This window comes from Runella aurantiaca, assembly GCF_003339505.1.
Lineage (GTDB): Bacteria > Bacteroidota > Bacteroidia > Cytophagales > Spirosomataceae > Runella > Runella aurantiaca.
Genome location: NZ_QPIW01000028.1, coordinates 20,213 through 33,901, shown reverse-complemented (window position 1 = coordinate 33,901; position 13,689 = coordinate 20,213). Strand labels below are relative to the sequence as shown.

At 42.3% G+C, this 13,689-nt stretch carries 11 protein-coding genes and 2 tRNA genes; 9 read left to right on the top strand and 4 right to left on the bottom strand.

Annotation, left to right across the window (positions count from 1 at the left end; translation table 11 throughout):
* The first annotated feature begins 33 nt into the window (after positions 1-33).
* Both DVG78_RS24245 and DVG78_RS24240 read left to right on the top strand, forming a co-directional pair.
* Positions 34-573, top strand: a complete 540-nt coding sequence (locus tag DVG78_RS24245; RefSeq protein ID WP_114065657.1) for an RNA polymerase sigma factor — start codon at positions 34-36, stop codon at positions 571-573.
* Positions 570-1,376 carry an anti-sigma factor gene (locus DVG78_RS24240; protein ID WP_114463611.1) on the top strand — a complete coding sequence of 269 codons (807 nt, stop codon included), beginning with the start codon at positions 570-572 and terminating at the stop codon, positions 1,374-1,376. Before DVG78_RS24245 ends, DVG78_RS24240 begins: the two co-directional genes overlap by 4 nt.
* A gap of 70 nt (positions 1,377-1,446) precedes the next feature.
* On the opposite strand, the gene DVG78_RS24235 is transcribed toward DVG78_RS24240, so the two are convergent.
* The gene (locus DVG78_RS24235) at positions 1,447-1,788 is read right to left on the bottom strand and encodes a Dabb family protein (RefSeq protein WP_229598308.1); all 342 of its coding nucleotides are present in this window, start codon (positions 1,786-1,788) and stop codon (positions 1,447-1,449) included.
* 467 nt (positions 1,789-2,255) lie between these two features.
* On the opposite strand from DVG78_RS24235, the gene DVG78_RS24230 reads away from it, so the two are divergent.
* Together DVG78_RS24230 and DVG78_RS24225 are read left to right on the top strand one after the other, a co-directional pair.
* The gene (locus tag DVG78_RS24230; RefSeq protein ID WP_374755731.1) at positions 2,256-3,227 is read left to right on the top strand and encodes a zinc dependent phospholipase C family protein; all 972 of its coding nucleotides are present in this window, start codon (positions 2,256-2,258) and stop codon (positions 3,225-3,227) included.
* 67 nt (positions 3,228-3,294) lie between these two features.
* The gene (locus DVG78_RS24225; RefSeq protein WP_114463608.1) at positions 3,295-4,467 is read left to right on the top strand and encodes an AGE family epimerase/isomerase; all 1,173 of its coding nucleotides are present in this window, start codon (positions 3,295-3,297) and stop codon (positions 4,465-4,467) included.
* 41 nt (positions 4,468-4,508) lie between these two features.
* Here DVG78_RS24225 and DVG78_RS24220 read toward each other — a convergent pair whose 3' ends face one another.
* Together DVG78_RS24220 and pdxH are read right to left on the bottom strand one after the other, a co-directional pair.
* Positions 4,509-5,456 carry an NYN domain-containing protein gene (locus DVG78_RS24220; RefSeq protein ID WP_114463607.1) on the bottom strand — a complete coding sequence of 316 codons (948 nt, stop codon included), beginning with the start codon at positions 5,454-5,456 and terminating at the stop codon, positions 4,509-4,511.
* Positions 5,457-5,580: 124 nt separating this feature from the next.
* A complete protein-coding gene (gene pdxH / locus DVG78_RS24215; RefSeq protein ID WP_114463606.1) occupies positions 5,581-6,228 on the bottom strand; it encodes a pyridoxamine 5'-phosphate oxidase in 648 nt (215 codons plus the stop codon).
* An 86-nt stretch (positions 6,229-6,314) separates the two neighbouring features.
* Here pdxH and DVG78_RS24210 point away from each other — a divergent pair, with 86 nt between their 5' ends.
* The 3 genes from DVG78_RS24210 (at position 6,315) to DVG78_RS24200 (ending at position 8,499) form a co-directional block, all read left to right on the top strand.
* Positions 6,315-8,192 (top strand): DUF349 domain-containing protein, encoded by a 1,878-nt coding sequence (locus DVG78_RS24210; protein ID WP_114463605.1) that lies wholly within the window; start codon positions 6,315-6,317, stop codon positions 8,190-8,192.
* A gap of 119 nt (positions 8,193-8,311) precedes the next feature.
* Positions 8,312-8,387: transfer RNA gene (locus DVG78_RS24205), tRNA-Thr, on the top strand.
* A 36-nt stretch (positions 8,388-8,423) separates the two neighbouring features.
* Positions 8,424-8,499: transfer RNA gene (locus DVG78_RS24200), tRNA-Thr, on the top strand.
* 343 nt (positions 8,500-8,842) lie between these two features.
* On the opposite strand, the gene DVG78_RS29935 is transcribed toward DVG78_RS24200, so the two are convergent.
* On the bottom strand, positions 8,843-9,040 hold the full coding sequence (locus DVG78_RS29935) for a hypothetical protein (protein WP_147277168.1): 198 nt from the start codon (positions 9,038-9,040) through the stop codon (positions 8,843-8,845).
* Positions 9,041-9,088: 48 nt separating this feature from the next.
* On the opposite strand from DVG78_RS29935, the gene gyrA reads away from it, so the two are divergent.
* Positions 9,089-11,605: a DNA gyrase subunit A gene (gene gyrA / locus DVG78_RS24195; protein ID WP_114463604.1), complete on the top strand. Its 2,517-nt coding sequence runs from the start codon at positions 9,089-9,091 to the stop codon at positions 11,603-11,605.
* A 165-nt stretch (positions 11,606-11,770) separates the two neighbouring features.
* The gene (locus DVG78_RS24190; protein ID WP_114463603.1) at positions 11,771-13,210 is read left to right on the top strand and encodes a tetratricopeptide repeat protein; all 1,440 of its coding nucleotides are present in this window, start codon (positions 11,771-11,773) and stop codon (positions 13,208-13,210) included.
* Positions 13,211-13,689 lie beyond the last annotated feature (479 nt).

The window sequence follows — 13,689 nt, the reverse complement described above, 5'->3', positions numbered from 1 at the left end:
CTCGAAATATTAATAAGGTCTTAACCGTACTATATGGGATTAAAATTGCCTAAATACGATGAAGGCGAACTCGTTGAAATGCTTCGACAACAAGATCGAAAAGCATTCAGCTACCTCTATGATAACTATTCCGATGCTTTGTACGGGGTAGTACTCAAAGTAGTTCGCTCAGAAGAAACGGCGCAGGATTTGCTACAGGAAATCTTCGTTAAAATCTGGAAGAATATTGCTCAATACGATGTAGGTAAGGGGAGGTTGTTTACGTGGATGCTCAACATTGCACGCAATACGTCCATTGATTATCTACGCGTCAATCGGCCGGAAATCCAAGACATTGAATCCGCCGTATATTGGGTTGAAGAGCATCAGGAGATTTATAACGAACTGGATGCCAAAGAACTGAGAGAGGTGGTCTCTCAGCTCAAACCGGAGCAGCAAACGCTGATTGAAATGGTATATTGGGGAGGTTATACCCACGAAGAAACGGCTCAGCGGCTAGAGATGCCGCTTGGTACCGTCAAAACCCGTGTGAGAAGCGCCCTTAGGGATTTAAGAAAATATTTTGGTACATGATTGACACAAAAGCATATATCGAATCGGGGATTTTGGAGGACTACCTTTCCGGGAATGTAACAGACCAGGAACGGCGGGAAGTAGACTGTCTTTCAAAAATATATCCTGAAATTAAAACTGAGTTGAATCAACTCGGGGAAGCCGTCGAACGTTACGCATTTGCTCACCGGGTGGCGCCGCCTGCTGGGCTTAAAGATAAAATAATGGCGCAATTGGAATTTGCCGACGATGTAAAGGAGGTTTCTTTGAATGACTTGCCTGCAAATGAAGCCACTGAAGAAGAGGCTGATGAAACGCCTGTCTACAAACTTGATTCGCGGCAACCGTCGTTTCAGTGGGGATGGGTAGCGGCGGCTTCAATTGCGGCACTGGTAGGCTCAGCGGTTTACTTCAACGCCCGTTTGGATTCCCTGAATACTTCGTTGGCGCAGCAAAACGTTGAACTGAATCAAAAAAATGAGCTGATTGCGAATCTAAATAACGCCGATAATCAGTTTGTTACCTTAAAGGGAGTTGATAAGTCGCCCAATAGTGCGGTACGGGTGGTTTGGAACCCCAAAACGCAAGAGGTCCAGCTGAATGTTCTTTCATTGCCCGCTCCAGCGGCAGGAAAGCAATACCAGCTTTGGGGACTTGTAGGCGGAAAACCCGTTGATTTGGGGGTTTTTGATGTCAATGGAGTGATGCAAAAAATGAAAAATGCACCGCAGGCAGAAGCATTTGCCGTAACGCTCGAACAGAGTGGCGGAAGTCCAACCCCTACTTTGTCTGAAATGTATGTGATGGGCAAAGTATCAAGTTGATTACTTGCTCATTACTAATCCATAAAAAAAACGCTGCTTTTCCAAGCAGCGTTTTTTTTATGGATTAAAGTTACTTCTGAATGTTGGCATCGATTACCAATTCCTTTTCCCAAATAGCCTGATTTTCTTTTACAAACGCTTGGTATTTAGGGTGGTTCTGAAAAGTCGTGATGTCATCTTCTGTTCTGAATGTCAAATAATGCATGGCGTCATATTCTGACTTGCCAACTACACTAAGTGTTTTTCCACCGCTGTAAGCAACCATCTGGGGAATTTCACGTCTCAACTGAGCAAACTCATTCATGTGGCGTTCTACGTCAGTAGTTGGAGTGCCCGGTTTGAATTTGATGCAAACGATTTTTTGGATTTCTGCTTTTTGACTGGGAGTGTAGGCTCCGTAAATGATGAGCATAAAAACGCAAAGTCCAACGATCGGTTTAAAGTATCCTATTATTTTCTTCTTGTCCATGGTAAGTAACTATTTAAAAGAGTGCTGTTGACTTAAAAAACTGATTTTTGAATACGATGCAAAATTAACGAATGTTGCATTAAAATTGTATATTTTTTATAAAAAATTGTAATAATTCTGTTAAAATGTAATTTTGCCAAATCATATTATGAGACTATTTCCAAGTGCAAAACAAGCTTAGGAGGCCCGTTTGGCATAGTATTGTACTTTCTGATTGTGTTTTAACCATTTTTGCTGAGGGTTAAGGATTTAGAAGAACTAATTTTTTCACTTTTAACAATTTCAAACACTTTTAACCGCCATTTTAAATGCTACTAAAGTCTATTTTGCAAAATTTCAGATTTAAGGCTTACAGAATAATATTTTGTGTAAGTGAGGTGTTTAAACATAAAAAATGGGCCGTTAAATCAATTTTTATCTTTTTGTTTCTGATTTGTCCCCCCTTAATAGCCTCTAATTCGCCGATTGTGTGGGGTTTTTGGGCGCACCAACGCATCAATCGCTTGGCTGTGTTTTCGCTTCCGCCCGAAATGCAGGTATTTTTTAAGAAACACCTTGACTATCTTACCGAAAACGCCGTCAACCCCGACAAGCGGCGTTATGCCGTCGTGGGGGAAGCGCCAAGACATTATATTGATGCAGAAGCCTACGGCGATAGTGCTTTGTACAAGTTGCCGCTGTACTGGACTGAGGCTGTAAAAAAGTACGGCGAAGATACATTGGCGTTAAATGGCACCGTTCCGTGGGCGATTCAACAGTACAAATCGCAATTGACGGAAGCCTTTCGACAAAGAAATCCGCGACGTATTTTACGCGTTGCCGCAGATTTAGGTCATTACATTGCCGATGCCAATGTTCCATTACACACCACCCGAAATTACAACGGACAATTAACGGGGCAAGAAGGAATCCATGCGTTTTGGGAAACGCGTTTACCTGAGTTGTATGCTGAAGAATACAACATGTTTTTAGGCTCGGCAGAATATGAACAAAAAACGGCCTTGCGCGCTTGGCAGGCGGTTAGACAGGCCAATGCCGCCTTGGACAGTGTTTTACAGTTTGAAAAAAATGCATCATTTCAGATGAAATCCGAACTGAAATATGCGTTGGAGGATCGCAATGGCGTGGTGATTAAAACCTATTCGCGCGAGTTCGCTAAGAAATACCATCAAATGCTGGACCGACAGGTAGAGCGACAGATGCGCGCTTCTGTAAAAATGGTGAGTGATTTCTGGTTTACTTGTTGGGTGGATGCAGGTCAACCCGATTTGGGGCCTTTAGCTTCGTTTGAATGGGATAAGGCTGAAAAAGAGCAGGAGGAAAAAGAAAAACAAAATTGGTTTCAAAGACTTTTTAAGGTGAGGTCTGAAAATGATAACTAACCTACCTGATTATATTCGCGGTTGCTCGGGCTTTTACCATAAATTATCATAACCTCATGCCTGTCATATGGAGCAATTTGCCCGCGAAAACTTAGCCGAGTGGAAACGTATTTTGGCCTATTGGGAAAAATTTTCGCCTGATTATCAGCGTGGAGGCTTTCATGGTCAGGTAAATTATGACAATCAGCCAGTTTTGGATGCTCCGCGTTCCATTATTCTGGTCAGTCGTATCTTATGGACCTTTTCGTTGGCGTATCGGCATTTCCACCGTAAGCGCTATTTGGTCCTTGCCGATAGGGCGTACCATCATTTATACAACCATTTTAGAGATGCCAAAAATGGGGGCGTGTATTGGTCGGTCACGGCGGCGGGGACTCCGCTCGAAACCCGAAAACAACTCTACGGCCACGCCTTTGCGATTTATGGATTGAGTGAATACTATGCCGCTTCAAAATTTACCCCTGCGTTGGATTTTGCGCAAGAGCTTTTTAAAACCGTAGATAAACACGGATATGATGCCGACAAGGGCGGTTATTTTGAAGCGTTTGGGCCGAGTTGGGAACCTGTCGATGATCTGATTTTAAGCAGAATGCCTTGGAATAAATCTCAAAATACCCATTTACACATCATCGAGGCTTTTACCAATTTATACCGCGTTTGGCCCGATGCTACGCTTCGTCAGCGCGTTGTGCATTTGACAGACGCCTTTATGGAGAAATTGGTCAGTCAGAAAACCTACCGTTTACGTTTGTTTTTTGACCAAAACTGGAATCCCAAGGACGAAACAATTTCGTACGGCCATGACATTGAAGCTTCGTGGTTGTTGTGGGAAACGGCCGAAGTGTTGAACGACCACGAACGGAGCGAAAAAGTGAAGCAATTGTGCATCAAAATGGCCGAAGCCGCCTGTACTGGGTTGGGAGCAGATGGTGCGTTGGATTATGAATTTGACCCCGCCACCAATCACCGAAACCACGAGCGTAGTTGGTGGGTATTGGCCGAACAAATGGTAGGATTTTACAATGCTTATCAACTGACAGGGGAGGAGCATTACAAAGATAAGTCGCTCAAAAGCTGGGAATTTATCAAAAAATACGTGCTAGATACCCAGAAAGGAGATTGGTTTGGAACCGTTAAACCCGACTTGACGCCCGTTAGAAACGCGAAGATAAGTTTTTGGAAATGCCCCTATCATAACAGCAGGGCGTGTTATGAAATCGTCAGACGATTGGAAAAATAGACAGACAGGAGAAAATCATCCTCCTGTCTGCCCATTATCAATTATTTATTTTCCTGCAAGACAAGGACGTCATGTCCAACGGCGCGTTTACCGTCTTTTTCATCAAGCGTAAACTGCACCCGATCACCAATCACGAGGTCATTAAAATCATAATCCCGTAGGCTGGTATAGTGAAAAAAGACATTGTTGGGGGGATACTTTATAAATCCAAAGCCTTCTTTGAGGGATAAAATAAAGCTCTCCTTGCGTTCTTCATCGTTGAGCAGCGCAGAGTTTGACTCTTCAATGGTATTTTCGGAGGGTTCTTCCCCTTGTTTTGTAAATACTTTGCCTTTATTACGAGGGACAAACAGGTTGCTGTTGAGGGTTTCGCTTCGGCTGTTTATTATATCTTGCATAGCCACTGGATAAGTCACTTCTGCCAACAAATCCTGAGAAGTACGCGTATAAAAACGACTACCTTCTTCATCGGTATATTCAAAATCCCAGCCCAAAACCATTACCCGCGTACCAAGGGTGTTTAATTTTCTCACCAAGGGGACATAATCGCCGTCTGCCGCGATAAGTACCAACACATCGAACCGTTTGTAGAAAGCCATTTCAAATGCTTCTAGCGCCAGCCAAACGTCAATACCCTTTTCATGTTTTTTGCCCAAAGTACTCCTTACGGGTAAATAATGGGTTGTAACCCCCTCCGACATTAGAATATCGTCAAAGACCCGTTCGTAGTAGAGCAAATCGCCGCGTTGACTAGCTTCCCCCGCCGTGAGTCGACCCCTGAAATAATGAGCGTCCACTATTTGGCAGAGGCGTGGCTCATTTTTCTCCACTTCTGCTACTTTCTGTCGTATAAAATCATGCAAGCCATTAATGCTGATGCGGCTGCGGCGTTCGTGCGTGTAGTTATAGTAATTGCTGACGTGCAAGAAATAATTACCATCATAAAATACACCGATACGAGTTAAACTGTTCGGATTTCTGTGATTCATAGGTTCAAATAAAATTTAGGTAGGGTAGGGATGCTATATGAGTATTGTTGGTGATATATGTAATTTCTTTATGCATTTATTTATTTAATTAATTCAGAATGGGTTATATATAATAAACTTCATGCTAGGGAGAAAGGCGTTCAATTTTCCACGCATTATCGGTGTCGATTCGGTAACGAATGCGGTCGTGTAAGCGACTGGGGCGGCCTTGCCAGAATTCAATTTCTTTGGGAACAACCCGGTAGCCTCCCCAATGAAGTGGTCTAGGTACAACTTGATCCAAAAATTTTTGTTCCAACAGGGATAGTTTTTTTGTTAAAACGTCCCGATTCTCAATGACTTCGCTTTGTTCAGAAACCCAGGCCCCCAATTGACTGTTTCGGGGGCGAATGCTGTAATAAGCGTCGGATTCAGCGTCGGAGACTTTTTGTACATCCCCAAAAATACGAACCTGACGTTCCAATTCTGCCCACCAGAAGGTAAGTGACGCCACGGGGTGGATGGTCAAATCTATCCCTTTGTGACTGTTATAATTAGTATAAAACACAAATCCGGCTGAATCTACCTCTTTGAGAAGTACTACTCGGCTATGCGGGTAGCCATCAGCGCCCAGCGTGCTGAGAATCATTGCATTTGGTTCGATTACCTCGGCTGACTGGGCTTCTTCAAACCATTTTTCAAATTGATTGAAAGGATTTGCTAAAACATCCTCTTCGGTTAATCCGTTTAGACTATAATCTTTTCGTAGATCAGCCAGTTTTTTACCTGCCATTTTGGGTTAATTTAGATTTAAAATTGAAAAACCGGTTTTGAAACATCGAAAAACGGTCATTATTATTATTTTTGCAAATCTAAGCGATGACTACCACATTTACGATGATTAACGACGGAGCAGAATTAAGCGAAAGCGAACAACTCACTCAGCAGAGTGTTGCAGCCATGGAAGAACTTGACGTGGTTGAAGAACAGTCAGTTGATTATACTCAACTTGATAAGAAGGGGTTTGTGAATTTATTAGAAAATCAACTGGTAACTGCCAAAAGTGAGGGGGCCAAACCCGCTGATTTTAAGCGAACAGACGAAATTCTCAAAGAAGTAAAAGTGTTCTTCGACCAAATCAAAAAGACAGAACGTGATGAGGCAGAACAACGCTATATTGCTGAAACAGGCTCAGAAGAAGGCTTTGAGTTCAAACCAGATGAATTAAGCCTACGTTTTGATTCCCTATACCGCCAAATTAAGGACGTTAAGAATCATTACTTTCAGGATTTAGAGAAATCGAAAGATAAAAACTTTACGGTTAAGACTCAACTCCTCCAACGCCTGCGTGAATTGGTTGATGCCGATGAGGCAAACTCCATGAATCCCGCAACGAGTTGGCAAGAATTTAAGAAAATCCAAGACGAGTGGAAATCGGCAGGAAACATTGCGTCTCCCCACAATAGCACGCTTTGGGCCACATTCCACGCGTTGATTGATCGATATTACAGCAACCGCAACATTTATTTTGAACTTAAAGAACTTGATCGCAAGAAAAATCTGCAACTCAAGGGCGAACTAGTTGAAAAAGTGGAAGCCCTAGCCAAAAGTTTGGAAGGGAAAGCGCTTAGCCGGGGTGTGTTGGAAGAAGCAAACGCGCATTTTGAAGAATACAAACACATCGGGCCAGGACCCAAAGCGGAGCAAGAGTTGCTTTGGCAACGTATGAAGTCGGCATTGGATGTTTTATACGATGCGCGCCGTGCCCAAACGGAAGATCAAAAACAGTTGCTTTCCCAAAATTACGAAATCAAGTCTAAGATATACGAGGCTTTGGTTCCGTTTACGGCATTTACTTCCAGCAGCATTAATGAGTGGAATGAAAAGACCAAAGAAGTGGTAGCGCTTCAAGAGCAATGGGTCAATGCCAAAGGACAGATGTTGCGCGACGAAGGTCGTGAGTTGAGCAAAAAGTTTTGGGCGACCCTCAAAACGTTTTTTCACAACAAAGGTGAGTTCTTCCGTCAATTGGAAGCTAAGCGCGAACAAAACCTGAAACTGAAAACAGAGCTTTGCGAAGCAGTTGAAGGAATTTTGGCAGGAGGTGAAGATTCCTCTTCCAATACCGACAAGGTGATTGCGCTTCAAAAACAATGGAAGCAGATTGGACAAGTTCCTGAGAAATTTAAAGATTCTATTTTTGACCGATTCAAGAAAGCCTGTGACGCCTATTTTGACCGCAAGCGGGCTAAGAATTCTGAAGTGGAGAAGGAGTTTGTTGAAAACCTCACCAAGAAACAAGCACTTTGTGATAAAATTGAGTCAGGTGCAAAAGCGGGCGAGGCAAGCTTAAGTGATTTGAATGCATTCAAATCAGAATGGGCAAGCATCGGATTTGTACCAAAGAAAGATATGCAGGCCATCAACAAGCGTTATATTGATGCAGTCAATGCGTACGTGAGTGCTATCGGCAAACTCTCTTCTAAAGAGCGTGAGCAGGTTATCCTTGAGAATGAAGTGTCGATGGTTGCCGATGGCGAATCATCACGCAGTCTTCAACGCAAAGAAATGGACATCCGCCGTCGCATGACTCAAATTGAAAACGATTTGACGATTTGGCAAAATAACATCGAATTTTTTGGCCGTTCTAAAAATGGCGAGAAAGTTCGTGCGGAGTTCGTGAAAAAAATCGAAGTTGCTCAAAAGCAACTGGCTGATTTTAAGCACCAATTGAAAATTATTCGCGAAGCTTTGTAAAAAAAAGCGAACTAAATTTGTGTGAAGTAGTAGAAAATACTACTTTTGCACCACGAAATATGAATGTCTTTAACGCTCACCAGTTGATTCATTAAAGATTTAATATTCGTGAAAATATTGCCTCCATAGCTCAGCTGATAGAGCAACTGACTTGTAATCAGTAGGTCGCTGGTTTGATCCCGGCTGGGGGCTCCAAAGTGTTACTATTTACACTCTAAACAAATAGAAAAAGCCTCCATAGCTCAGCTGATAGAGCAACTGACTTGTAATCAGTAGGTCGCTGGTTTGATCCCGGCTGGGGGCTCCAAAGCCGATACGAAAGTGTCGGCTTTTTTTATTACCCATTTCAGGCGACAAATGCTCTCTTATAGAGCAACTGCTAGGAGCGCCCACCGCTGTAGTAGGTTGCTGCGGGGTCGTCCTTACGATTTGATCCCGGCTGGGGGCTCCAAAGCCGATACGAAAGTGTCGGCTTTTTTTATTACCCATTTCAGGCGACAAATGCTCATCTGATTTTGAAATTGCCCATTTTTATAAGCGCCTTTCTGATGACTTTTTTGTACTTTCACTTCTAATAAAGGTGACCCATTTTAAAACATTGCTTTAAAATGAATAAAAAGCTGTCCATTTTGTTGGTATTGATGTGTGGTTTAGGGGTTGGAGGATGTTGGTATCGTCAATGTCCAATCAAAGGCTGCAAAGTGCGTCATGAGCATAGTCATGGCAGGAGTATTGTGCGTGGGAGAGGCACTTTTCCCAAGCCCCATTTCTTCGGAAAGCCGAGGACTGCGGCCGAAAAAAGAGAGCAGGCAAACGAAAGACGGCGTAAGCGGAGCTAGTTTTGCCATTATAAAGTATTTGGTGTATTTTTGTACAAAAGCATTTAATTTTTGTTTATGTCAGAAAACACCGGTAATATTATTCCTATTAACATTGAGGATGAGATGCGTACGGCTTACATTGATTATTCAATGTCAGTCATTATTTCTCGTGCACTCCCTGATGCCCGCGATGGATTAAAGCCTGTTCACCGTCGGGTGCTTTATACAATGTTTGAATCGGGCTTTTTGCACAATCGCCCCTATAAAAAATCGGCCCGTACCGTCGGTGACGTGATGGCCAAGTATCACCCCCACGGCGACGCTTCAATCTACGATACCATGGTGCGTATGGCGCAACCTTGGTCACTTCGTTACATGCTGGTTGATGGTCAGGGGAACTTTGGTTCCTTGGATGGCGATTCGCCCGCTGCCATGCGTTATACCGAATCAAGGCTGAAACGTATTGCTGAAGAGATGTTGCAAGACATCAATAAAGAGACCGTTAACTTTCAGCCTAACTACGATGACTCTGATGAAGAGCCAACCGTATTGCCCGCCAAATTACCCAACTTACTTTTAAACGGTTCTTCGGGTATTGCCGTAGGTATGGCCACCAATATGGCCCCTCACAACCTTACAGAGGTCATTGATGGAACCATTGCTTACATTGACAATAATTCTATCACTGTTCAGGAATTGATACAATACGTCAAAGCCCCTGACTTTCCTACGGGAGCTATTATCTATGGCTATCAGGGAGTTAGGTCTGCTTATGAGACAGGAAGAGGACGGGTTGTGATGCGTGCAGTGGCTACTTTTGAGCAAACAAAGACAGGACGTGAGCAAATTGTGATTACGGAGATTCCGTACATGGTCAATAAGGCCGACATGATCAAACGGATTGCTGATATGGTCAATGACAAACGTTTGGATGGGATTTCTGCCATCCGAGATGAGTCAGACCGGGACGGAATTCGCATTGTTTTTGAGTTGAAAAAAGATAGTATTCCCAATATTGTTTTAAATCATCTTTATAAGTTTACTCCCCTTCAATCATCATTCAGTATCAATAACGTGGCCTTGGTAAAAGGGCGCCCTGCGTTGTTGAACCTGAAAGATTTGATAAAATACTACGTGGAGCATCGGGTGGAGGTAATCACCCGCCGTACCCAGTACGACCTACGGGAAGCGGAAAAACGGGCCCATATTTTACAAGGATTACTGATTGCCCTCGATAACCTAGATGCGGTCATTAAATTGATTCGTAGCGCCCGTGACCCCGAAACCGCCCGAAATGGTTTGATTGAACAATTCAGTTTGAGTGAACCCCAGGCTCGGGCTATTCTGGAGATGCGTTTACAACGCCTTACGGGAATGGAGCGCGACAAAATCATCGCCGAATTTGAGGAATTGATGAAGCTCATTGCTGATTTACAGGATATTTTAGCCAACGAAGTTCGTAAATTCCAGATCATCAAAGACGAGCTTACTGATTTGAGAGCACGCTACGGTGATGCCCGCCGCTCAAAAATTGAGTACGCCGCCGAAGAGTTTGCGGATGAAGACATGATTGCGGATGAAGAAATGTTGATTACCATTTCGCATCAAGGATACGTAAAACGTACCCCAATCGGCGAGTACCGTACGCAGGGCAGGGGAGGAGTTGGCTCAAGAGGAGTTACCACCAAAGATGATGACTTTACGGAGCATTTGTTTTCGGCAACCATGCTGAACTATCTGCTGATTTTTACGGAATTCGGCAAGCTATTTTGGCTAAAAGTATACGAGATTCCTGAAGGCTCAAAAACGGCCAAGGGGCGGCCCATTCAAAACCTCATTAATATTGAGTCGGGTGATAAAGTAAGAGCCGTAATCAATGTTCGTACTTTAAGTGATGCTGATTATATCAACAATAATTACATCATCATGTGTACTGAAGACGGAACCATCAAGAAAACATTGTTGGAAGCCTATTCGCGGCCACGTGCCAATGGTATTGCGGCAATTACAATTAATGAAGGTGACCGTTTGTTGGATGTGGCACTGACCAATGGCGACAACCAAATTATCATTGCATCAAAACAAGGAAAAGCCGTTCGCTTCCATGAAAGCCGGGTTCGTCCAATGGGTCGTACGGCGGCTGGTGTGAAGGGTATCGAATTGGGTGATGAAGGAACCACCAACAAAGCGATTGGAATGCTCTGCGTCAGTAATTTGGAAAAACAATTGATGGTAGTTTCTGAAAATGGATACGGAAAACGATCGCAGATTGAAGATTATCGTGAGACCAACCGAGGTGCAAAAGGGGTAACAACGCTGAATATTACGGAAAAAGTAGGAAATCTGGTGGCAATCAAAGAAGTCTCGGATAGCGATGATTTGATGATTATCAATAAATCAGGAATCGCGATTCGTATGTCAGTCACTGAAATTCGCGTTGCGGGCCGAAACACCCAGGGAGTGCGCTTGATTAAATTAAACGATGGCGATGAAATTTCATCCGTTACCCGTATAGAATCAGAAGAAGCAGTTATTGATGGAAGTGAAGAGGGAGGTGCATCAGCAGCCCCTGAACCACCAATCGAAGCCTAGATTGGATGAAATATGTGTGATAAGAAAGTAGATTTTAGGGTATAATTTTGTTATTTATCCAACAATCTGCTCTCTTATCCTTTTTTTTAAATTTATTCAATCAACAATAAGTCAATTTTTATCCCGTTTTTTGCTCAAATTTTAAACTTAATAACTTACCTCAAAATGAAAAAGTTGATCGTAACATCTGCTTTTAGTTTTTTTGCTATTTCTGCCTTCTCTCAGGTAGACAAATTAGTACTTGAACAGAAAAAGAAAGAAAAAGAAAAAAGCGACAAAGCTATCACAGACCCCAAAGCAGGTGCAAAATCAAGCACTTGGCTAGATCGGGGCAAATTGTATGACGAAATCGCCCGTCTCTATACTGAAATGGACTCAAGCGCCGCTTTAGTAGCTTATGAGTCTTTTAAAAAAGCAGTAGAAGTAGATGCTGCAAAACCGGGTAAAGTGACCAAAGAAGCTCAGAAGTTTCTGACAGGTGGAACGGACGAGAGCGGGGTAAATTTGGGAACGGCACTTGTAAAACAAGGTGCCGAGAAATTCCAGACCAAAAAGTACGATGAAGCAATTAAGTTTTTCAACATTGCCCAAGAAGTAAATCCAAAGGATACGCTGGCACCTTTATACGGAGCTTACAGTGCAATGCAGAGTCAAAAAAATGACATTGCGGCGACCATGATGGAGCAATACATCGAAAAAGGAGGGAAGGATGCTGGGAACTTCGCTTTGTTAGCCCAATTGTACCGTATCGAAAAGAAGAACGACAAAGCACTCGCAATCTTAGATAAGGGAATGGAGATATTACCAGCAAGCAAAACTTCGTTTAAGGCTGAGCGTGTCAATGTGCTTTTGGACACACAACGTTTAGAAGAAGCGAAAGTTGGTCTGAATGAATTAATCGACTTAGACCCCAAAAATGCGCAGTATGCACTTAATTTGGGTATTTTGAACGATAATGAGGTACAACAAATTACGGCAGAGATCAGAAAATTAGCCGAAACATCTAAAAAAACGGGAGGTGTTGACCGTAAGATAAAGGAAGCTGAAGAAACAGATAAAGTTTTTGCAGACGAAGTAAAAAGGATTTCTGGACTGATTGCTAAACAACCAAAAAATGCGGATTTGAAGCGTCAAAAAGCAGAGGTTGAAACAAAGCAGAAAGAAAACAAAGTTGCTCTGGAAGAAGCTAAAGCAGAGTTAGTTAAAACAAAAGAAGAAATCGCAAAACTAGGAGATACTTCGGCTAAAATTGCTGAACTAAATGCAAAGCTTACGAAGGCTCGTGAAGGAGCAAAATCAGCCTATGACAGAGCGCTAAAGGCTGACCCTAACAATTACGATGCACTTTTTAATATGGGTGTATTTTATTTCAACGAAGCAGTTGAAATGAAAAGAGAAGTAGATGCGATGGATATGAAGGATTACAACGCAAAAGGAAAAGACGTTGAACCAAAAGTATGTGGCAAATTCAAACAATCACTGCCTTATTTTACAAAGGCTAAGGCGATTAAAGAAGAAGAAGCCGTTGTCGAAACACTGAAACAACTGGATGTCATTTTGAAAGAATTTGAAGGAAAGAAAATTGTTTGTGAAGAAACAAAATAGGAAAATTAGGAAAATAAAGAGTGGGTTCAACTCACTCTTTATTTTTAGATGTTTTATTTAACATAATGTAAATTATAATACATTTGTTTTTGTGTTAATTCTTCCTATTATATAGAGAATTAAGCGCCATTAAAAGAAAAAGAGCAACGCTGAATTTGCCCCAAGGATTCGATTATAGACAAAAAAGAAATCAAGAAGGTATAACTGGCAAATAAGAAAGATAGTCGTTCTAAGAAGAAGAAAAGTGCGTATACAAGATTTGTAAAGTTGATTCTTTTACATTTCTCGTTTGCCTCAACAGACTCGGTATGAAAGCATCAATTATTTTAGGTAAAATGAAAGCCAGTCCATTTCTTTTTTAACCCACTGAATACTAGATGATTATATATTCACGTGGAACATCGTGAAAAACTTGTGAAACATTGATAGTTAAAGTGTTAACAGACAGATTGTTGAGTGTATAAAAACGTTCCACAGGA